Origin of the sequence: Hydrogenophaga sp., from assembly GCF_026125825.1 — a bacterium.
Taxonomy (GTDB): Bacteria; Pseudomonadota; Gammaproteobacteria; order Burkholderiales; family Burkholderiaceae_C; genus Hydrogenophaga.
In genome coordinates, this window is sequence record NZ_JAHCKK010000013.1 from 21416 (window position 1) to 41825 (window position 20410).

Here is a 20410-nt window from a genome sequence, read left to right on the forward strand (position 1 = left end):
GGGCTTCCGCGACGCCATGGTACCCACCGCGCGTCCCTGCCCACCGATTTTTTTGATGATTCACACGAACACTACAACGATCACGAGACTGTCTCCTGTCACCATGGGCAAGTACCGCATCGCGGCTTTGCCCCGTCTTCTGCCGGATGGCTTTTTTGCGGCGCAGGTCTCCATTGCCAGCGGCCATGGCAGCGCGTCCACCGACCGGGTGATCCGGTTCGACAGCGCCTTCTCCACACACGATGCGGCGGCCGATTACGCCCTTGCGCAAGGCATTGACTGGGTGCACGACTCGGTCCGCCTTTCCGCCCGCCCCAACTGACCGATACACTTCAAGCAAAGGAAACACCATGGCCAAAGAAGAACTGATCGACATGATGGGCATCGTCAACGAGGTGCTGCCCGACACGCGCTTTCGCGTCACGCTGGACAACGGTCACCAACTGATCGCTTATTCGGCCGGCAAGATGAAAAAGAACCACATCCGCATCCTGGCGGGTGATCGGGTGTCGCTGGAACTCTCGCCCTACGATTTGACCAAGGGCCGAATCAACTTCCGCCACATCGAAGGCCGCGGCCCGATGGTGCCGCGCAAGCCGCGCTGATCGCGCCTTTTTCTCAGTAGAACAAGGCCTGCAGGTCCGCGCTGCTGCGCAGGCCCACGTCGGTGGCATGCGCCGCCAGCCAGGCGCTGCCGTGCTCGCGGCCGAGCGCGAAAAGCATTTCAAAAAAGCGCATGTTCGCCGCGGCCTTGCTCTCGGTGCTCAGTTCGCGCATGACTTCGCTGGCCTCGATCACATGGAAGTGGGTGCCGGCCAGGCGCCGGTCGAGTTCCCCTCGGCGCCACCAAGCGCTGTGGGCCGCGCGCTCGCGCAGGTGGGCAAACATGCGCATTTCGCGCAGGAAGGTGGCGTTGAACGCCAGTTCCATCATGCGGCTCTTGATGTCCGCCGCCGATTGCGGCGCGGCGCTGTGTTTGAGCGGCGCCAGCATCACCAGAAGGATGTCGCGCGAGCGGCACTCGTGGAACAGCGGGAACACCGCGGGGTTGGCGGCGTAGCCTCCATCCCAATACGGCTCGCCGTCGATCACCACGCTGCGGTGCATCGTGGGCAGGCAGGCCGAGGCCAGCACCGCATCGGCCGTCAGTTCTCCCGAGCGAAACAGCCGCAGCTTGCCGGTGTTGACGTTGGTGGCCGCCACGAACAGCTTGACCGGGCTGCGCGCGCGCAGGCTTTCGAAGTCCACCTGGCTTGACAGGATCTTGCGCAGGGGGTTGAGGTCGAACGGGTTGAGCTGCTCGGGCGAGAAGTAGTGCGTCCACTGCAGCATCAGCTGCATGGCCGGCGCCAGCCGCATGTCCTTGCCGTCGGCGGTGGGCCGGGCCACCTCGAACGGCAGGCTGGCGGCCACGGCGCTCCAGAACCCGCGCAGCGCGGCACGCGCGCCCTCGGGTCCGCCGACCATCAGGCCCTGCGCCAGCAGCACGGCGTTCATGGCGCCTGCGCTGGTGCCGCTCACACCGTCGAAACGCAGCCGCCCATCCTCCAGCAAGGCATCGAGCACGCCCCAGGTGAACGCACCGTGTGCGCCACCGCCTTGGAGGGCCAGGTTGACGGTCGGCGGGCCGCGCCAGCGAAAGGCCATGGGCCTACCCGCGCGCGCGCCGCGCCCGCACCGCGGCCGCCAGGCCGTCGAGCACCGGGACGGTCTGCTCGAACGAGATGCAGGCGTCGGTCACGCTCACGCCGTGCTGCAGGGGCTGGCCGGGCACGATGTCCTGTCGGCCCTCGAGCAGGTGGCTCTCGATCATCACACCCACGATGCGGCGTTCGCCCGCGCCGATCTGTGCGGCCACGTCGGCCGCCACATCGATCTGCCGGCGGTGCTGCTTGCTGCTGTTGGCGTGCGAGACGTCGACCATCACCTGTTCGCGCAGGCCGGCCTTCTGCAGCAGGCCGCAGGCGGCGGCGACGTCTGCGGCGCTGTAGTTGGGCTGCGCGCCGCCGCGCAGGATCACGTGGCAGTCGTCGTTGCCACGCGTCTCGAAGATCGCGGCCTGCCCCATCTTGGTCATGCCCATGAAGGCGTGCGAGGCGCGCGCGGCCTGGATCGCGTCGGAGGCGACCTTGACGCCGCCGTCCGTGCCGTTCTTGAAGCCCACCGGGCAACTCAGGCCGCTGGCCAACTGCCGGTGGCTCTGGCTCTCCGTGGTGCGCGCGCCGATCGCGCCCCAGCTCACCAGGTCGCTGATGAACTGCGGGCTGAGCAGGTCCAGGAATTCGGTGCCCACCGGCAGACCCAGTGCCAGCACTTCCAGCAACAGCGCGCGCGCCATCTCCAGCCCTTCGTTGATCGCGAAGCTGCCGTCGAGGTGCGGGTCGTTGATGTAGCCCTTCCAGCCCACGGTGGTGCGCGGCTTCTCGAAGTAGACGCGCATGACCACCAGCAGATCGGCCTGCAGTGCATCGGCCTGTGCCTTGAGACGCTTGGCGTATTCGATGGCCTGCGCATGGTCGTGGATGGAGCAGGGACCCACCACGACCACGAGCCGGTCGTCCTGACCATGCAGCACGCGCGAGATGGCCGCGCGGCTGCTCTCCACCAGGGCTTGCGCGGGATCGGGCGCGGGCAGCCATTCCTGCAGCAGGGCCGGAGTGATGAGCGGGCGCACCGCGCCGATGCGCAGGTCGTCGATGCGGGTGGTGTCGTGGGTGGACAGAACGGCGTGTGGGGTGTGGGTTTTCATGGCAGATCGAAATGTCGGGCTGATGACAAAAGGGCGGCCCGAGGTCCGCGGGCGCGCGAAAAAGTCACGTTCGGTGGATTCTGGGGCATGGGCGGTTTCAGAGGACGAAGCGCGCGGTCGACATAGACAGAGACAGGCCCACTGTTTGGGCGATGAAAGATGGGCAAGACGATGAAGACGATGCGGACTTTTTACCTTGGACTCGTGGCAGTGTGCCTGGGCAGCGGCCCGGCGCTGGCGCAGACGACAGCGCCCGATGCGCCAACCGCGATGGTGCTGGAGCCCTTTCAGCACGAGGTCTGGATCAACGTGGGCGGCTTCTCGCGCCACTTTTCCCGCCACAGCGGCTACAACGAGAACAACCTTGGCCTGGGCGCCGAGTACCGCACCAGCGCTGAGGTGTCGTTCATGGCCGGTGCCTACGACAACAGCGTGAACAAGACCACCTCGTACGTGGCGATGAACTGGCAGCCCTGGTCCCTGGGACCGATCAAGCTCGGGGGCACGCTGGGGGTCATGAACGGCTACCCCTCGCTCGCCAGGGGAGGCACCTTCTTTGCCGCCCTGCCCATGGCCACCTGGGAAGGCCGGCGTTACGGCGTCAACGTCGGCATCATTCCCTCGATGGGGAAGATCGACGGCGCGGTGATCGTCCAGTTCAAGCTGCGTGTGGTTTGAAGGCCTGCGTGTCCGGTCGCTGGGTGTGCGTCTGGATGAAGCGGGGCACGGCGGTGCGGGCGCAGCGTTGCAGGGCCATCAGGAAGCCGTGATCGGGTTCGCTCACCCCATGGCGCTCGCGCAGGTCGTGCTGGATGCGGCCCAGCAGCTCGGCCGCCATTTCGGCGTCGGCCAAGGCCCGGTGCGCCTGGCCCGTGCGCGGCAGCCGGAAAAAGTCCACCAGTGAACCCAGCTTGTGGCTCGGCGCCTGCGGGTAGAGCCGGCGCGAGAGCAGCACCGTGCACGCAAAAGGCTGCGCCGCCTGGGCACCCGCGCGCTCGAGTTCGGCCATCCAGAAGCGGCGGTCGAAGGCCGCGTTGTGCGCCACCATGGGCACATCGCCCACGAAGCGCGCGGCGTCGCGCATCACGCTGTCGGCCGGCGGAGCGGTCTCGATCATGGCGTTGGTGATGCCGGTCAGCTGCGTGATGAAAGACGGGATGCGCACCCCTGCGTTCATCAGGCTCTGGTAGCGGTCCACCACACGCCCCTGTTCGGTGATGACGATGGCCACCTCGGTGGCGCGGTCGCCCATCGTGGGCGAGATACCAGTGGTTTCGAAGTCGATGACGGCGATGCGGGACATGGGACGAACTGTATCGCGGCGCGAGCACCACGCACCGAAGCCCCGGCCGCCCAGAAGGACGCCGGGGCCTCGGTGCGTGGGCCGTTCAGCGCTGAACCACCACCAGCGTCTGCGGCGCGTAGCGATGCGGCGCCTGTTCGCGGTAGGTGAGGCCGGTCTGGCCGTCGGCCACCAGTTCACCGCGTGACCAGGCCGTGCGCAGTTCGGCCTGCACGTCGGCGCGGGTCTTCATCGACACCATGGGCATGGTGGCGTAGCGGCCCGGGTTCAGATCGCGGTAGGTGGCGCCGGTCTGGCCATCGGCGATCAGGGTGCCGTCGCGCTGCGCCTGGGCGAGTTCGGCGCGCACCTGGTCGCGCGTCTTGGGCGAAGCGGCGTCTGCGGCCAGCGCCATGCCGGCGGAAGCGGTGGACAGGGCCAGGGCGATGAGGGAGAGGCGGGTGAACTTCATGAGGGACTCCTTGGGGTTGTGCCGGCGATCCGGCGTTGACTTGCCCACTGGATACGCGCCCAAGTCCCCACTGGATTCAACCCATTTTTCATGGGCCCTTGCGCTGCAAGCCCTGAGCCTTCAACCCGCCTTGGGGTACAGCACCATCTGCGTGCAGCGGAACAAGGCAATCGTCTTGCCCGTTTCGCGGTGCGTGACCACCGCGTCCCACACCTGCGTGGTGCGGCCCAGGTGGGCGGGCCTGGCCACGCAGTCGATGGTGCCCTCCAGCGCCGTGCCCAGGTGGTTGCTCTTGAGTTCGATGGTGGTGAAGCCCTGGGCCTCCTTGGGCAGGTTGGCCACGCAGCCATAGCCGCAGGCCGTGTCGGCCAGCGTGACCACGCTGCCCGCGTGCAGGAAGCCGTTGGGCGCCATGGTGTGGGGCTGCACGGCGAGCTCGGCGCGCACCTCCTGCGGGCTCACCTGCGTGAAAACCAGGCCGAGATGGCCCGGCAGTTTGCCCACGCCGCGCTGGTTGAATTGTTGGGTGAGATCGGTCATGCGGGGGTCTCCTGTGAAGATGGGGTTCAGCGCGTCCAGCTGCCCAGCCGGATCGCGATGGCGAGCGTGGAACCATAAACGACCAGGCTGAGCGCGACCACCGCGAACAGGCCGCTGGCCGAGGTCTGGAACACCTGCACGCAGAGCCAGCCGCCCACGATCAGGATGAGCAGGCGCCCCATGCTGCCCGCGAGCGGCCAGAACATGCGACCCGCACCCTGCGAGGCGAAGAACAGCGCCAGGCCCAGGCCGAAGAAGCCGTAGCAACCGCCCACGATGTTCAGGTAGCTCGCGCCGAAGGCCCGCACCGTGGCGTCCTGCGTGAAGAGGTTCATCCACAGCCCGGGCGCGATCGCGGTCGCCGCGCCGATGGCGCCCGTGATGGCCGCCACCACCGCGCCACCGGCCCAGGCCACGCGCACCGCGCGCGGGGCCTGCCCTGCGCCCATGTTGGTTGCCACCATCGCCGTCAGCGCGGTGCCAAAGCCGAACGCGATGGGCACCAGGATGTACTCCAGCCGCGCCGCCACGCCGTAGCCGGCAAGCGCCGCCGTGCCGTAGTGGCCCACGAATGCCGTGGCCACGGCGATGGAGGCGTTGCTGATCACCGGGCTGAGCGAAGCCGGCAGGCCCACGCGAAGGACCTCGCGCCACAGCGACCACCGGGGCCACCAGGGCGTGCGCCCCAGGTGCACCGCGCCGTCGCGGCGCAACAGCCAGGCCACCATCACCAGCGCCGACAGCGCGTTCACCGTGAGGGTGCTCAGGGCCGCACCGGCCACGCCGATGCCCGGCACCGGGCCCCAGCCGAACACCAGCAACGGGCTCAGGCCCAGGTGCAGCAGCGCGGTGGCCACCAGCAACAGCGAGGGCAGCAGCATGTTGCCCGCGCCGCGCACCACGGCGGCCAGCACATTGGTGAACCAGATCACCGCCGCGCCCGCGAACAGCGCGTTCGAATACGCCAGCGCCGCCTCCAGCGCCGCACCACGGCCGCCCATGGCGGCGAAGATGCCGCGCCCGGCACCGAGCATGCCCACCATGAACAGCGCGGCCAGCAGCGATGCGATCAGCAAGCTCTGCTGCGCCAGCCGGCCCGCCTCCTCCTGCCGGCCCGCGCCCAGCGCGCGCGCCACGGCCGCGGTGGTCGCGCCACCGATCCCGCCGGCCGACATCTGCAGCATCAGCATCGACAACGGGAACACCAGCGCGATGCCGGCGAGCGCGTCCGCACCCACCAGGCCGAGGATGTAGCCGTCGTAGCCGATCACGATGGTCATGGCGAACAGGCCCATCACATTGGGCGTGGCCAGCCGCAACAGCGTGGGCAGCAGCGGCGCGTGCAGCATCTGCTGCACACGGGTCTGGGCGGGGTCGGCGCGCGGCGCTTCGACGGGCAGGACGGCGCTCATGGCGGGGCTCCGGTCACGCGCGCGCGTCGCGCAGGTAGACGCCCGGCTCGGCCGAGAGGCCACGCTTGACCTGTTGCGTCAGCTCGTCGGCCAACACTTCCTCCGCGCCCGCTTCCAGCGCCTCGAAGGCGCGGCGCACGATCGCCTCGGGCGTGGACTTGGGCATCTCGATGCCGCGCGTGAGGTCGGTGTCCACGAAACCCATGTGCAGGCCCAGCACCTGCGTGCCCTGCCCGCGCAGGTCGTGGCGCAACCCGTTCGTGAGCGCCCAGGCGGCGGACTTGCTCGCGCCGTACACCGACAGCATGGGCGAGTTGATCCAGCTCGCCACCGACAGCACATTGAGCAGCGCGCCGCCGCCGTTGGCGGCCAGCACCGGCGCAAAGGCCTGGCTCACGCGCAGCAGGCCGAAGAAGTTCGTCTCCATGTGGGCGCGCGCCGAGGCTTCGCTGCCGTCGGCGAGGAAGCCCCCGAACGACGCGATGCCCGCGTTGTTGATCACCAGCGTCACGTCGCTGGCCAGGCGCGCCGCGGCGGACACCGCCGCCGGGTCGGTCACGTCCAGCGCGATCGGCTCCACGCCAGGCAGCGTCACGCTGGCCGGGTTGCGCGCCCCGGCGTACACCTTGCGCGCGCCGCGCGCCAGCGCCTCGCGCGCGAAGGCCAGGCCGATGCCCCGGTTGGCACCGGTGATGAGAACGGAAGCGTTGTGAAGCTGCATGGTCAAGGTCCAGTCAATGAAAGAAGGGAGAAAGGTTGGATATGACGATCGTCATATTGGTGGGCGAAGAAAAACGGATCGCATGAACAACGAGGGGCAGCGCTTCAGGCCGAAGAGGAGGAAGACCTGTCGTGCTGCGCCAGCAGGAGGCGGCGGTTGTCGGCCAGCAGGGCCTGGCCCTCGGCGTTGTCGCCCAGGGTGCGCGCCAGCTGCAGCGCGCCCACCATCTGGCTGGCGATGGCGGCGGCCAGACCCGGGGCCGCGCCCTCGGGCAGCGCCTTCTCCACCACCGCCACCAGCCCGCGCACGCGGGCGGCCGCCGCCGCCCGCACGTCGGGCGACTGGCGCGGCATTTCCGACACCAGGGCCGCGACCGCGCAGCCGTTCTCGGTGCCGCTGAGGTGGCGCTCCGACAGGTAGCCTTCCACCAGCGCGCGAAACGGGCTCGCGCCCTCGGCCTCGCGCGCTGCATTGCCCTTGGCCATGCGCGCCGCGCTCTGCTGCCCGGCGTGCGCCAGCGCCTCGGCCAGCAGCGCGTCGCGCGAGGCGAAGTGGGCGTAGAAGCCGCCGTGGGTGAGGCCCGCTTCTTTCATGATGTCGGCCACGCCCACACCCTGGAAGCCGGCGCGCCGGATCGCCCGCGCTGCGGTCTCGACGATGCGCTCGTGGGTGAGGGCCTTGCGGTTGGGGGCGATTTCCATGGTGGCGCGATTCTAGCCAGAAATATGATGATCATCATATTGCTCCCGATCAACGGCACCGCCGCGCCCGGCCCCGGCGCCCATGCGATCATCCGGGCCATCACGATGTGTGATGGCAAACAACCTCGGAGGCGCTGTGGAACTGCGACAACTGCGCTACTTCGTGCGGGTGGTGGAACTGGGCTCCATGGGCCGGGCCGCGATCGACCTGGACCTCGTGCAGTCCGCCCTGAGCCAGCAGATCAGCCGCCTGGAGAGCGAGCTCAGCACCCGCCTGCTGCAGCGCACGCCGCGCGGCGTGGTGCCCACCGACGCCGGTGCCGCCTTCTTCCGCGAAGCCCAGCTCACCTTGCGCCATGCCGCCCAGGCCGTGCGCGCTGCGCAACAGGCGCGCCTTTCGGGCACCGTCAGCGTGGGCCTGGCGCCCACGACCGCCGCCATGCTCGGCCTGCCGTTGATCCAGGCCATGCAGGCACGCTATCCGGACGTGCGCCTGCACATGGTGGAGAGCATGTCCGGCCACCTCGCGGCCATGCTCAACGCGCGCGAACTCGACCTGGCCGTGCTGTTCGACGCCCGCCTGCAGGCCCAGCCCGACGGCCGCGGTAGCCGCCTCTGGCAGGTGCTGCCCCTGCTGTCGGAGGATTTGTTCCTGATCTCGCCGCGGCGCGATCACGAGCCGCGCCCGTCCCACATGCGCCTGGCCGACCTCGCCGACGAGCCGCTCATCCTGCCCACCGGCCCGCATGGCCTGCGCAGCGCGCTGGACACCGCCTTTGCCCAGGCCGGCGTCGTCCCGCGCGTGGTGCTGGAAGTGGATTCGCTCTCGCTGGTGATGCGGGCGGTGGACGCAGGGCTGGGCGCCACCCTGCAGCCGCGCGCCGCCGTGGGCCCCGGGCCGCAGGCCGCCGGGCGCTACACGCTCGTGCGCATCGACGATCCGCAGGCCAGCCGCGTCAACCTGCTGTGCAGCCTGTCCGAGGACGAGCTCTCGCCCGCCGCCCTGGCCACCCGGATCGTGATCCGCGACACCCTTCAGGCCCTGGTGCAGGAAGGCCACTGGCCGGGTACCCAGCTCTGGCATCACGATCCGTGATGCCCCCATGCCGCCGATGAGCTTCACCGGCGACCCTTTGCTCCCTACAGTGCGCACCATGGCCGGGCGTTCCCGGCAAGCCGTGAGGAGCGATCTTTGTTGGAACAACCCGATGTCCTGGTGATCGGCGGCGGCAACGCCGCCTTGTGCGCCGCCCTGATGGCGCGCGAAGCCGGCGCCAGCGTGCTGCTGCTGGAAGCCGCGCCGCGCGAATGGCGGGGCGGCAACTCCGGCCACACCCGCAACCTGCGCTGCATGCACGACGCGCCGCAGGACGTGCTGGTCGAGGCCTACCCCGAAGAAGAGTTCTGGCAAGACCTGCTCAAGGTCACCGGCGGCCAGACCAACGAACACCTGGCGCGCCTGACCATCCGCGCCTCCTCCACCTGCCGCGACTGGATGCGAAAGCACGGCGTGCACTTCCAGCCGCCGCTCTCGGGCGCGCTGCACGTCGCGCGCACCAACGCCTTCTTCATGGGCGGCGGCAAGGCCCTGGTCAACGCCTACTACCGCAGCGCCGAAAAGCTCGGCGTGCGCGTGCGCTACGAAACGCCGGTGGAGCGCATCGAGCTCGACAACGGCCGCTTCGTCGCCGCGCTCACGCGCAGCGGCGAACGCATCACCGCCCGCAGCTGCGTGCTCGCCGCCGGCGGCTTCGAGTCCGACCGCGCCTGGCTGCGCGAAGCCTGGGGCCAGAACGAGCGGGGCGAATGGCCGGCCGACAACTTCCTCATCCGCGGCACGGCCTACAACCAGGGCGTGCTGCTCAAGCACCTGCTCGACGACCACGGCGCCGACCGCATTGGCGACCCCACGCAGGCCCACATGGTCGCCATCGACGCGCGCGCGCCTTTGTACGACGGTGGCATCTGCACCCGCATCGACTGCGTCTCGCTCGGCGTGGTGGTCAACAGCGAAGCGCGCCGCTTCTACGACGAAGGCGAAGACTTCTGGCCCAAACGCTACGCCATCTGGGGCCGGCTGGTTGCCCAGCAGCCGCAGCAAATCGGCTACTCCATCATCGACAGCAAGGCCATCGGCCGCTTCATGCCCCCCGTCTTCCCCGGTGTGAAAGCCGACACCCTGCCCGAGCTCGCGCGCCAGCTCGGCCTGAACGAATCCACCTTCATGCAGACCCTGAACGACTACAACGCCGCCTGCCGCGTCGGCAGCTTCGACCACACCGCGCTCGACGACTGCCACACCGAAGGCGTGGTGCCGGCCAAGACCCACTGGGCCCGCCCCATCGACACCGCGCCCTTCTACGGGTACGCGCTGCGCCCCGGCATCACCTTCACCTACCTCGGCCTGCGCACCGACGACACCGCCGCCGTGCGCTTTCACGACCAGCCCAGCCCCAACCTCTTCGTGGCCGGCGAGATGATGGCCGGCAACGTGCTCGGCAAGGGCTACACCGCCGGGGTGGGCATGTCCATCGGCACCGCCTTCGGCCGCATCGCCGGCACGAACGCCGCCAAGGCCGCCGTGAAGGGAGCGCAGCATGCAAGCGCTTGAAGCCCTCGCCCGCGACGCGCGCGCGCTCGCCCAGGGCGACATCGTGCTCTCGGCACCTGAAACCGAAGCGGCGCGCCAGATGCAGATCTGCAACGCCTGCCGCTACTGCGAAGGCTTCTGCGCCGTCTTCCCCGCCATGACGCGCCGGCTCGAATTCGGCAAGGCCGACATCCACTTCCTCGCCAACCTCTGCCACAACTGCGGTGCCTGCCTGCACGCCTGCCAGTACGCACCGCCGCACGAATTCGCCGTCAACGTGCCCAAGGCCATGGCCGAGGTGCGTGGGCAGACCTACGCCGACTACGCCTGGCCACCCGCGCTGGGCCGGCTCTACCAGCGCAACGGTCTCACGCTCAGCGTCGCGCTCGCCGCAGGCCTGGCGCTCTTCCTGCTGCTCGCCGTCGCCCTCAAAGGCAGCCTGTGGCCCAGCGACCTGGGCGGCAACTTCTACAACCTCTTCCCGCACAACCTGCTCGTCGGCCTGTTTGCGCCGGTGTTCCTGTTCGTGGTGTTCGCGCTCGGCATGGGCGTCACCCGCTTCTGGCGCGACGTGACCCCCGCCACCAGCGGCGCACCGCTGAGCCTGCCCGCCACCACCGAAGCCACGCACGACGCATTGCGCCTCAAGTACCTCGATGGCGGCCACGGCGACGGTTGCCACAACGAAGACGACGCCTACACGCTCTCACGCCGCCGCTACCACCACCTCACCTTCTACGGCTTCCTGCTCTGCTTCGCCGCCACCAGCGTGGCCACGCTCTACCACTACGTGTTCGGCTGGGTCGCGCCCTACGAGCTGCCCAGCCTGCCCAAGCTGCTCGGCGTCGTCGGTGGCGTGAGCCTGCTCATGGGCACCGCCGGCCTGTGGCGCCTGAACCGGCGCCGCCACCCGCTGCACGGCGACCTGGCGCAAAAGCCCATGGACCTGGGCTTCATCGCCCTGCTCTTCCTCACCAGCGCCACCGGCCTGGCGCTGTGGCTCGCGCGCGGCACACCGGCCCTGGCGGTCATGCTCTGCCTGCACCTGGGCGCGGTCATGGCCCTGTTCGCCACCCTGCCCTACGGCAAGTTCGCGCACGGCGTGTTCCGCACGGCCTCGCTGCTGCGGTTTGCGGTGGAGAAGCGGCAACCCAATCCCGTGGGCTTGAGCGCGGACTGAATTTCCCCCACCCCAGAAAGAAGACCCCACGATGAACAAACGACAACTGCTGTGGGCCACCGTGCTCGCGACCGCCACCCTGGCGCTCGGTCATGCGCAGGCCCAGGACTTTCCACCCAAGAAACCGGTCACGCTGGTGGTGGGTTTTGCGGCCGGCGGAGCCGCCGATGCGGCCGCCCGCCTGATCGCGAAAAAGCTGGCGACCAACATCGGCCAGTCGGTGGTGGTCGACAACAAGGGCGGCGCGGGGGGCAACATCGCCCACCAGTTCGTCGCCAACGCGGCGCCCGACGGAACAGTGCTGCTGTTCGGGTCGATCGGACCGCTGACCATCGCACCGCACCTGATGAAGCTGCCCTACGACCCGTTCAAAGACCTGGCCCCCGTCTCCGGCGGCGTGAACTTTCCGAACGTCCTGGTGGCGCGCAAAGGCTTGGGGGTGAGGACCCTGGCCGAATTCGTGGCGCTCGAAAAGAAAAAGCCAGGCAGTCTGGACTTCGCCTCCACGGGCGCCGGCTCCGCCTCGCACCTCGCCGGTGAACTCTTCAACCAGCGCGCTGGCATCAACATGGTCCACGTTCCCTACAAGGGCGGCGCGCCCGCGCTGCAGGACCTGCTCGGCGAGCGCGTCGCTTCCTACTTCTCGGCCCCACCGACGGCCTTGCCGCACATCGAAACCGGCAAACTTGTGCCGCTGGCCACCACGGGGCCGACCCGGCCGGCCTATCTGCCTAACATCCCCACCGTCGCCGAAGTCGGTTACCCTGGCTTCGAAGCGCTGAACTGGTATGCCTTCGTGGCCCCGGGCAAGACCCCCGTGGCCCTGCTCGACCGCTGGAACCAGGAGATCGTCAAGGCCCTCAACGACGCCGAGGTGAAGGCCGCCCTCAACGAACACGGCCTCACGCCCCAACCCACCAGCCGTGCCGAGCTCACTGAGTTCATGAAGAAAGAAGACGCGAAGTGGGGTGCGATCGTGCGCGAGCGCAAGATCACGGCGAACTGAGGCGCAGAGCCGCGGCGCTCAGATCAGGTTCACGCCGCGCCAGGCCCCGCTCGCCACCAGGTCCTTCACCGTCTCCCGCAACTCCGCGCGCACCGCCGCCGCCGCGGGCGTGAGCCGGTCGGCCACCACCGAAAACAGGTAGTTCGGCCGCTTCATGTCGGCGTCGGAAAACGCCAGCGTGCGCCAGTCCTTGCGCATCTGGCCTTCGAGCAGCGCGGCCGACATGGGCTTGATGGTCGCCCCCATGCCGTCGCGCACGCAGGTCATCAGCAGCGAGAGCGAATCGATCTCGGCCACGATGCGCGTGGTCAGGTTGCGCCGTTCGAACTCGGCGGAGATCAGGCGGCGCAGGCCGTGGATGCCGGTGGGCAGGATCAGCGGCAGCTCGGCCGTCTCCGCGAAGCTGAGCTTGATGCGCCGGGGCGCCACCAGATCGCTGTCACCGGGCAGCATCACGAACAGTTCCTCCTCCACCAGCGGTTCGGCGGGCAGGTCGGGCACGGCATCGCGGCTGAAGAGGATGGCCAGGTCCAGCTGGCCCAGCCGCATCATCTGCGCCAGGTGACCGCTCATGCCCTCCACCACGTTGAGCACGATGCCCGGGTACTTCTCGCGGATGCGGCGCATGAAGGGCACGCCCACCGCGCACACCGTGGTCGCCGCCAGGCCCACCGACACCATGCCGTGCACCGTGCCAGGCTCCTGCCGCGCGATGGACAGCGCCTGGTCGAGCTGGCGCAGCATGAAGCGCGCGTGGTGGTGCAGGGCCGCGCCGTTCTCGGTCGGCGTCACACCCTTGGCGGTGCGGATCAGCAGCGGCTTGCCCACCTCGGCTTCGAGCTTGGCCACGTGCTGGCTCAGCGCCGGCTGCGCGATGTAGAGCTGGCGCGAGGCCTTGGCCAGGCTGCCGCTTTCCACGATCTGCACGAAGTACTTGAGTTGTCGCAGGTCCATGCCGTTGTCTCCGTTGGGGAGCGCCAAGCATAGTGGAAACGCCTATAAGCAAAAGCGATAGCCCATCTCGGAAAACAGTATTTTCCCTCTGAGAAGCTCCTTCTTATGATCCCTCCTGCCTACCGTCAGACCCCAACAACAGGAGACAAGCGCATGGAACTCAAAACGCAATCAGAGGTGGCTTCGGCGCATCGCCGCACGATGCTCAAGACCGGCGCCGTGGTGGCCGGGGCGGCGGCGCTGGGCCTGCCCACGCTGGCCGTGGCGCAGGCCGAGAAGATCAAGGTGGGCCACCTCACGCCGCTCACCGGTTTCCTCGGCGCGCTGGGCGACTACGCGGTGCAGGGCATCAAGATGGCGGTGGAAGAGGTCAACGCCGCCGGTGGCGTGCTGGGCCGCCAGATCGAGCTGATCAGCGAGGACTCGGTCAACCCGCAGACCGCTTCCACCAAGGCGCAGCGCATGATCGAGCGCGACAAGGTGCAGTTCCTCATGGGCGAGATCAACTCCGCCTCGGCGCTCACCATCTCGCAGGTCGCCGCGCGCAACAAGACCCTGTTCATGAGCATCGGCGCGCGCTCGGACGCGCTGCGCGGCAAGGACTGCAACCGCTACACCTTCCACGTCGACATCCCCGTCACGGTGATGGTCAACGCCGCGGGCGAGGCGCTGCTGCGCGAGGGCCTGGTCAAGGGCAAGAAGATCTACGCGCTGACCTCCGACTACCTCTTCGGCCACGACCTCTCGCGCCAGGCCAAGCGCTTCTTCGCCGCCAACGGCGGCACCGTCATCGGCGACGAACTGGTGCCCACCGACCTGACCGACTTCAGCTCGCAGATGATCAAGATCCGCCAGGCGCGGCCCGACCTCATCGCCACCAACCTGGGCGGCAACCAGGTCACCAACTTCGTCAAGCAATACGCCGAGTTCGGCCTGCAGATCCCGGTGGCAGGCTTCAACCTCAACACGGCCGACGCCTGGGCCGCTGGCGAAGGCAACCTGGGCGGCATCTGGCCCACCGTGTGGCACCACGAGCTCAAGACCCCGGGCTCGCAAGCCTTCGTCGAGAAGTTCACCAGGAAGTACGGCCGCATCCCCGAGAACCATGCGTGGATCGAGTACGTCTCCCTGATGATCCTGGCGCAGGCGATCCGCGAGACCAAGTCCACCGACACCGACAAGGTCATCGCCTACTTCGAGTCCGAGGCCCAGTTCGACGTGCTCAAGGCGCGCAAGGCCTACTTCCGCAGCTGGGACCACCAGCTCATGCAGGAGGCCTATCCCTTCACCGTCAAGCCCAAGGGCCAGGCCAGGAACAAGCAGGACTTCCTGCAGTTCGGCGAAGCCGTGCCCGCCGCCAACGAGCCGCTGGAAAAGCTCGCGCCGCCCAAGTCGGAGAGCGCTTGCAAGATGTGAGCGCGCCCTGAGCGGCCGCACCGGCCGGCGCCTCTTGGGCGCCGGCGCCTTCCCCTTGTCCGGAATCCCATGCAAATCGTCTTCTTGCTCGAGCAGGTCGTCAACGGCCTCGTGCTCGGCGGCTACTACCTGCTGCTGGCGCTGGGGCTGTCGCTGATCTTCAGCGTCGGCGGCATCGTCAACCTGGCGCACGGCGCCTTCTACGCGCTGGGCGCCTACCTGTCGCTGGAGGTGATCCAGCACATCGGCTTCGGCCCCAGCATCGTCATCACCCCGCTGCTGGTCGGCCTGCTGGGCATCGTGTTCGAGCGCTACCTGCTGCGCCGCTTCTACTCGGCCGATCCCATCCTCAGCCTGCTGGTCACCTTCGGCCTGGCCCTGGTCGCCGAACAGGCACTGCGCATGATCTGGGGCTCGGCCCCGCTGGCCTCCAACATGCCGCCGGAGTTCAAGGGCAACGTCATGCTGGGCGAGTTCATGCTCTCCAAGTACCGGCTCTTCATCCTGGGCGTGGTGATCGTGGTCATGACCGGCATCTGGCTGCTGATGCACAAGACCGCCTTCGGCCGCGTGGTGCGCGCCGGCGTGCAGAAGCCCGACATGGTCGCGGCCCTGGGCATCCGCCTGCAGCCCTACATGACGGCCATCGTGGTGCTCGGCGTGGCCACGGCCGCGCTGGGCGGCGTGCTGTTCGGCCCCATCGCCATCGTCCACCCGGCCATGGGCATGGAGATCATGACCGTCGCCTTCGTGGTGGTGGTCATCGGCGGCCTGGGCAGCTTCTGGGGCGTGGTCGCGGCGGCGCTGCTGGTGGGCGTGGTGCGCGGCATCACCACCCACTTCATGCCCGCGGCCAGCGAGGCCTCCATGTACGTGCTGATGTTCCTCGTCCTCATGTTCCGTCCGCGCGGCCTGCTGGGTGAGCGCATCGAGCGCTTCGAATGAGAACCCCCACCATGCCTGCTTTCCTGAAAAACAAACACCGCGCCCTGTGGATCGGCGCGCTCGGCCTGGTGCTGCTGCCCCTCGTGTTCCAGGCCATCGGCCTCACGCTGGACTCGGCCACCGTGGTCGTCATCCTCGCGATGGCCGCCATGGGCCTGAACCTGCTGGTGGGCTACACCGGCCTGGTCTCCTTCGGCCACGCGGCCTGGTTCGGCATCGGCGGCTACGCCGCGGGCCTGGCGCAGCTGCACTGGTTCAAGAACCAGATGCTGATGCCCATGCTCTTCTCGGTGTTGTTCACAGCCGCGCTCTCGCTCATCGTCGGCTTCCTGATCCTGCGCCGGCGCGGCGTCTACTTCTCGCTGCTCACGCTGGCCCTGTGCGCGCTGACCTTCGCGATCTCGTTTCGCTGGACGAGCCTGACCGGTGGCGAGGGCGGGCTGGGCGGCATCGAGCGGGCCACGCTCGGCCCGATCGACCTCAACAGCCACCTGAGCTACTACGTGTTTGCCGCGCTGATCGGCTTTGCCGTGCTGGTGCTGCTGCACCGCATCGTGCGCTCGCCCTTCGGCCACGTGCTGGTGGCGATCCGCGAGAACCAGCAGCGCGCCACCTTCCAGGGCTACGACGTCGAGCGCTACAAGCTGCTGGCCTTCGTGCTCTCGGCCACCGTCACCGGCCTGGCGGGCTCGCTCATGGTCTTCCTGCACCGCCTGGCGGCGGCCGAGTCCACGGCCGTGCACTTCTCGGGCGAGTTGCTGGCCATGGTCGTCATCGGCGGCATGCACAGCTTCCTCGGCCCGGCACTGGGCGCCGTGTTCTTCCTGCTGTTTCGCGAGCTGTTCTCGATGTGGACCGACAACTGGCTGCTCTGGTTCGGCCTGATCTTCGTCGGCTTCATCGTCTTTTCGCCCTCGGGCCTGACCGGCATCTGGGGCCAGATCCAGCGCCGCCTGCGCCCGCCGCCCGAAGACGGCGCGGCCATGAGCAAGCGCAAGATCTACGAAGGCCTGCCCCTGCCCGAATTCCTGCGGCCCAAGCGCCGCGAGGGCGCGGTGCTCGAAGCCAGCGAGGTCGGCATGCGCTTTGGCGGCATCCAGGCCGTGCGCGGCGCCAACCTGCGCGTCGAGGCCGGGCAGATCCACGCGCTGATCGGCCCCAACGGCGCGGGCAAGACGACGACCTTCAACCTGATCTCGGGCATGTTCCCGCCCAGCGCCGGCACCGTGCGCCTGCACGGCCAGCCCATCCACCAGCTCGCACCCGACCGCATCTGCCAGCAGGGCCTGGCGCGCTCGTTCCAGATCACCAACCTGTTCAAGGGCCTCACGATCGAGGAAAACCTGCGCCTGTCCCTGCAGGCGCGGCATGCGGCCCGGTTCAACTTCTGGCGCGACATCGACAGCTACCCCGAGATCCACGCCGAAACCGCCGAACTCATGAAGTTCCTCGGCCTGCAGGGCATGGAAGCGGTGGGCGGCGGCGACCTCTCCTACGGCGGCCAGCGCCTGGTCGACCTGGGCATCGCCCTGGGCTCCAAGCCGCAGGTGCTGCTCATGGACGAACCCCTGGCCGGCCTGGCCGCCGCCGAGCGCGAGCGCGTCTCGCGGCTGGTGAAGACCATCGCCAGCAACATCCCGGTGCTGATCGTGGAGCACGACATCGACCGCGTGCTGGAACTCTCGCACCGCGTCACCGTGATGAACCAGGGCGAGGTGCTCATGAGCGGCACGCCCGACCAGGTGCGCGATGACCGGCGCGTGCAGGAAATCTACACCGGCACCGGCACGCCGCCGGTCACAGGCCGCACCGGCGTGGCCACGGCCGACCGCCCGGTGGTGCTCGACTTCGCCCAGGTCAACGCCTTCTACGGCAAGAGCCACATCCTCAACGACGCCAGCCTGCAGGTGCGCGAGGGCGAGATCGTGGCGCTGCTGGGCCGCAACGGCGCGGGCAAGTCCACCCTGCTCAAGACCCTGATGGGCCTGGTGCCGCCGGCCAGCGGCCGCGTGCACTTCAACGGCCAGGAACTCGCCGGCCTGCCCGCACCCGACATCGCGCGCCGCGGCGTGGGCTACGTGCCGCAAGGGCGTGGCCTGTTCGCCGGCATGACGGTGGCGGAAAACCTCTCGCTCGGCCGCCTGGCCCGGCCCACCGACGGCAGCACCGGCGTGGTGTGGGACGAGGCGCGCATCTTCGAGTACTTCCCCCGCCTGAAAGAGCGCATGCACATCGCTGCGGACTACCTCTCGGGCGGCGAGCAGCAGATGGTGGCCGTGGCGCGCGCGCTCTCGGGCAACGTCAAGCTGCTGCTGCTCGACGAGCCCTTCGAGGGCCTGGCACCCACCGTGGTGCAGGAACTCTTCACCGTGTTCGACCGGCTGCGCCAGCACATCTCCATCGTCATCGTCGAGCACAACCTCGACCTGGTGCTGGCCCTGGCCGACCGCGTCTACGCGCTGGAGCGCGGCGCCGTCTTCCACGAAGGCCCGGCGCAACCGCTGCTCACCGATCTCGACTACCGCAAGCAGATCTTGTGGCTCTGATTCCCAAGGAAGGACCTCATTCATGACCACCCCCCAACCCGGACTCCGGCTGCTGCTGGAGAAGATGGCGCACATGCCCTGGAAGGAATACCCCGGCCACTTCGGCGGCGCGCTCTCCAAGGAGCTCGCCGGCCCCGAGACCACCGGCAGTTCTCGCGTGGACTTCCGCATCTCGCGCTACGCGCCCATGGCCTACGTGCAGGAACACGTTCACCGGGTGCAGGAGCAGGTGTACTACGTGCTCGAAGGCGAAGGCATCCTCACGCTGGACGACACGAAAAACCTCATGCGGCCGCACGACTACGTCTACGTGCCGCCCGGCGTGCGCCACAGCTTCACCAACACCGGCACGCAAGGCCTGGTGTTCCTGGTGATCACCACCCCCGCCAGCGACGACGAGGAGGTGCGCTGATGGACCGACCTGCCACCGCCGCCAACGGCGCGGCCTCGCTGGCCATCCACCACCTGTTGCTCGACGGCGAATGGGTCGAGGGCGCGGGAGCGCGCGTCACCGTGCACGACAAGTACCGCCTGCAACCGGTGGCCACCCTCACCACCGCCGACGCCGCGCAGGTGCGCCGCGCGGTGGATGTGGCGCACGCCGCGTTCCGCCGCGGCGCGCCCGTGGCCTACGAGCGCGGTGTGGTGCTCGAACGCGCCGCCGCGCTGATGGAAGAGCGGCTTGGCGAGTTCGTGCGCAGCATGCAGATCGAGGCCGGCTTCACCCAGGCCGACGCCACCGGCGAAGTGCGCCGCTGCATCCAGACCCTGAAGCTCTCGTCGGAAGAAGCGCGCCGCCTCGCGGGCGACGTGATCCCGCTGGCCGGTGCCCCCGGCCAGGCCGGGCGCCTGGGCTTCACGCTGCGCGTGCCGCTGGGTGTGGTGGTGGCCATCACGCCATTCAACTCGCCGCTCAACACCGTCACGCACAAGGTCGCCCCGGCGCTCGCGGCGGGCAACGCCGTCATCCTCAAGCCCTCCACGCACACGCCGCTGACCGCCGTGCTGCTGGCCCGGGTGCTGCTGGACGCGGGCGTGCCACCCGGCTTCCTCTCGGTGCTGCACGGCAGCGCCGAGGTGGTGCAACACCTGCAGGCCGACGATAGGGTGCGCTTCTTCGCCTTCACCGGCAGCACCGAGGTGGGCCGCCAGATCCAGCAGGCCGCCGGCCTGCGCCGCACGCAGATGGAGCTGGGCTCCATCGCCTGCACCATCGTCTGCGAAGACGCCGACCTGGACATGGCCCTGCCCAAGATCGTCAACGCCGGTTACCGCAAGGCGGGCCAGGTCTGCACCTCCGTGCAGCTGCTGCTGGTGCACGAGTCGCTGCAGGCCGAAGTGGAGCAGCGCCTGGCCCGGCTGGTGCAGGCCCTGCGCTACGGCGACCCGATGGACCCCGACACCTTCGTCGGCCCGGTCATCAGCGAAGACGCGGCGCGGCGCATCGAGGCCTGGATCGGCGAAGCCGTGGCCTCGGGCGCGCGTTGCCTGGCCGGCGGCACGCGCGAAGGCGCGGTCGTCGCGCCCACGCTGCTCACGCGCATCCACGACGGCATGCGCGTGGGCTGCAGCGAGATCTTCGGCCCGGTGGTCTGCATCGTGCCGTTCCAGACGCTCGCGCAGGCCGTGGACCGCGTCAACGCCACCCCCTTCGGCCTGGCCACCGGCCTCTTCACCAACCGCCTGGGCGACGCCCTGGCCGCCGCGCAGAAACTGGAAGTGGGCGGCGTGCACGTGAACGAGACCTCCAGCTCGCGCGTGGACCTCATGCCTTACGGCGGCTCCAAGGACAGCGGCTTTGGCCGCGAGGGCCCGCGCTACGCTGTGCACGAAATGACCGAAGAGCGGGTTGTGACCTTCACGACCGCGTGAGACTTTTTGATTTGACGGAAGACA

Annotated in this window: 21 protein-coding genes; 12 read left to right on the plus strand and 9 right to left on the minus strand. The window is 68.8% G+C overall.

The genetic code is table 11. From position 1 onward, the window contains the following. Window positions 1-103 precede the first annotated feature (103 nt). Entirely contained in the window at window positions 104-322 is a 219-nt protein-coding gene (locus KIT86_RS07205; protein WP_297396688.1) for a hypothetical protein, read from the plus strand. A gap of 28 nt (window positions 323-350) precedes the next feature. Continuing rightward, window positions 351-605, plus strand: a complete 255-nt coding sequence (gene infA, locus KIT86_RS07210; RefSeq protein ID WP_056265133.1) for a translation initiation factor IF-1 — start codon at window positions 351-353, stop codon at window positions 603-605. Window positions 606-618: 13 nt separating this feature from the next. On the opposite strand, the gene KIT86_RS07215 is transcribed toward infA, so the two are convergent. Both KIT86_RS07215 and KIT86_RS07220 read right to left on the minus strand, forming a co-directional pair. Continuing rightward, window positions 619-1647: a patatin-like phospholipase family protein gene (locus KIT86_RS07215; RefSeq protein WP_297396697.1), complete on the minus strand. Its 1029-nt coding sequence runs from the start codon at window positions 1645-1647 to the stop codon at window positions 619-621. Between the two features lie 4 nt (window positions 1648-1651). Beyond that, window positions 1652-2749, minus strand: coding sequence for a 3-deoxy-7-phosphoheptulonate synthase (locus tag KIT86_RS07220; RefSeq protein ID WP_297396700.1), 1098 nt, complete (start codon window positions 2747-2749; stop codon window positions 1652-1654). Window positions 2750-2953: 204 nt separating this feature from the next. Between KIT86_RS07220 and KIT86_RS07225 the strand changes: the two genes are divergently transcribed. Then, the gene (locus KIT86_RS07225; protein WP_297396704.1) at window positions 2954-3427 is read left to right on the plus strand and encodes a hypothetical protein; all 474 of its coding nucleotides are present in this window, start codon (window positions 2954-2956) and stop codon (window positions 3425-3427) included. On the opposite strand, the gene KIT86_RS07230 is transcribed toward KIT86_RS07225, so the two are convergent. The 6 genes from KIT86_RS07230 to KIT86_RS07255 form a co-directional block, all read right to left on the minus strand. Next, window positions 3408-4052 carry a PolC-type DNA polymerase III gene (locus KIT86_RS07230; protein ID WP_297396707.1) on the minus strand — a complete coding sequence of 215 codons (645 nt, stop codon included), beginning with the start codon at window positions 4050-4052 and terminating at the stop codon, window positions 3408-3410. The two genes, KIT86_RS07225 and KIT86_RS07230, sit on opposite strands and share 20 nt — an antisense overlap. 85 nt (window positions 4053-4137) lie before the next feature. Continuing rightward, window positions 4138-4503, minus strand: coding sequence for a DUF4148 domain-containing protein (locus KIT86_RS07235; protein ID WP_297396709.1), 366 nt, complete (start codon window positions 4501-4503; stop codon window positions 4138-4140). A 120-nt stretch (window positions 4504-4623) separates the two neighbouring features. Beyond that, the gene (locus KIT86_RS07240) at window positions 4624-5043 is read right to left on the minus strand and encodes a PaaI family thioesterase (protein WP_297396711.1); all 420 of its coding nucleotides are present in this window, start codon (window positions 5041-5043) and stop codon (window positions 4624-4626) included. Between the two features lie 26 nt (window positions 5044-5069). Continuing rightward, the gene (locus tag KIT86_RS07245; protein ID WP_297396714.1) at window positions 5070-6455 is read right to left on the minus strand and encodes an MATE family efflux transporter; all 1386 of its coding nucleotides are present in this window, start codon (window positions 6453-6455) and stop codon (window positions 5070-5072) included. A gap of 13 nt (window positions 6456-6468) precedes the next feature. Then, the gene (locus tag KIT86_RS07250; RefSeq protein ID WP_297396717.1) at window positions 6469-7176 is read right to left on the minus strand and encodes an SDR family oxidoreductase; all 708 of its coding nucleotides are present in this window, start codon (window positions 7174-7176) and stop codon (window positions 6469-6471) included. Between the two features lie 104 nt (window positions 7177-7280). Further along, window positions 7281-7877 carry a TetR/AcrR family transcriptional regulator gene (locus tag KIT86_RS07255; RefSeq protein ID WP_297396720.1) on the minus strand — a complete coding sequence of 199 codons (597 nt, stop codon included), beginning with the start codon at window positions 7875-7877 and terminating at the stop codon, window positions 7281-7283. A gap of 136 nt (window positions 7878-8013) precedes the next feature. Between KIT86_RS07255 and KIT86_RS07260 the strand changes: the two genes are divergently transcribed. The 4 genes from KIT86_RS07260 to KIT86_RS07275 all read left to right on the plus strand — a co-directional run bounded on the left by KIT86_RS07260 (window position 8014) and on the right by KIT86_RS07275 (window position 12653). Beyond that, window positions 8014-8973: a LysR substrate-binding domain-containing protein gene (locus KIT86_RS07260; RefSeq protein ID WP_297396722.1), complete on the plus strand. Its 960-nt coding sequence runs from the start codon at window positions 8014-8016 to the stop codon at window positions 8971-8973. A gap of 96 nt (window positions 8974-9069) precedes the next feature. After that, window positions 9070-10488 (plus strand): FAD-dependent tricarballylate dehydrogenase TcuA, encoded by a 1419-nt coding sequence (gene tcuA / locus KIT86_RS07265; RefSeq protein ID WP_297396725.1) that lies wholly within the window; start codon window positions 9070-9072, stop codon window positions 10486-10488. Further along, entirely contained in the window at window positions 10475-11647 is a 1173-nt protein-coding gene (tcuB, locus tag KIT86_RS07270) for a tricarballylate utilization 4Fe-4S protein TcuB (protein WP_297396729.1), read from the plus strand. The genes tcuA and tcuB overlap by 14 nt, the downstream gene beginning before the upstream one ends. Window positions 11648-11678: 31 nt before the next feature. Next, complete coding sequence (locus tag KIT86_RS07275; RefSeq protein WP_297396731.1) at window positions 11679-12653, plus strand: tripartite tricarboxylate transporter substrate binding protein; 975 nt, start codon at window positions 11679-11681, stop codon at window positions 12651-12653. Window positions 12654-12671: 18 nt separating this feature from the next. Here KIT86_RS07275 and KIT86_RS07280 read toward each other — a convergent pair whose 3' ends face one another. Next, window positions 12672-13607 (minus strand): LysR substrate-binding domain-containing protein, encoded by a 936-nt coding sequence (locus KIT86_RS07280; protein ID WP_297396734.1) that lies wholly within the window; start codon window positions 13605-13607, stop codon window positions 12672-12674. A gap of 153 nt (window positions 13608-13760) precedes the next feature. On the opposite strand from KIT86_RS07280, the gene KIT86_RS07285 reads away from it, so the two are divergent. From KIT86_RS07285 to KIT86_RS07305, 5 genes are all read left to right on the plus strand, one after another. Beyond that, the gene (locus KIT86_RS07285) at window positions 13761-15023 is read left to right on the plus strand and encodes an ABC transporter substrate-binding protein (protein WP_297396737.1); all 1263 of its coding nucleotides are present in this window, start codon (window positions 13761-13763) and stop codon (window positions 15021-15023) included. 69 nt (window positions 15024-15092) lie between these two features. After that, window positions 15093-15968, plus strand: coding sequence for a branched-chain amino acid ABC transporter permease (locus KIT86_RS07290; RefSeq protein ID WP_297396741.1), 876 nt, complete (start codon window positions 15093-15095; stop codon window positions 15966-15968). An 11-nt stretch (window positions 15969-15979) separates the two neighbouring features. Then, on the plus strand, window positions 15980-18514 hold the full coding sequence (locus tag KIT86_RS07295) for a branched-chain amino acid ABC transporter ATP-binding protein/permease (protein ID WP_297396744.1): 2535 nt from the start codon (window positions 15980-15982) through the stop codon (window positions 18512-18514). Between the two features lie 22 nt (window positions 18515-18536). After that, entirely contained in the window at window positions 18537-18926 is a 390-nt protein-coding gene (locus tag KIT86_RS07300) for a cupin domain-containing protein (protein WP_297396747.1), read from the plus strand. After that, on the plus strand, window positions 18926-20386 hold the full coding sequence (locus KIT86_RS07305) for an aldehyde dehydrogenase family protein (protein WP_297396750.1): 1461 nt from the start codon (window positions 18926-18928) through the stop codon (window positions 20384-20386). The genes KIT86_RS07300 and KIT86_RS07305 overlap by 1 nt, the downstream gene beginning before the upstream one ends. Window positions 20387-20410 lie beyond the last annotated feature (24 nt).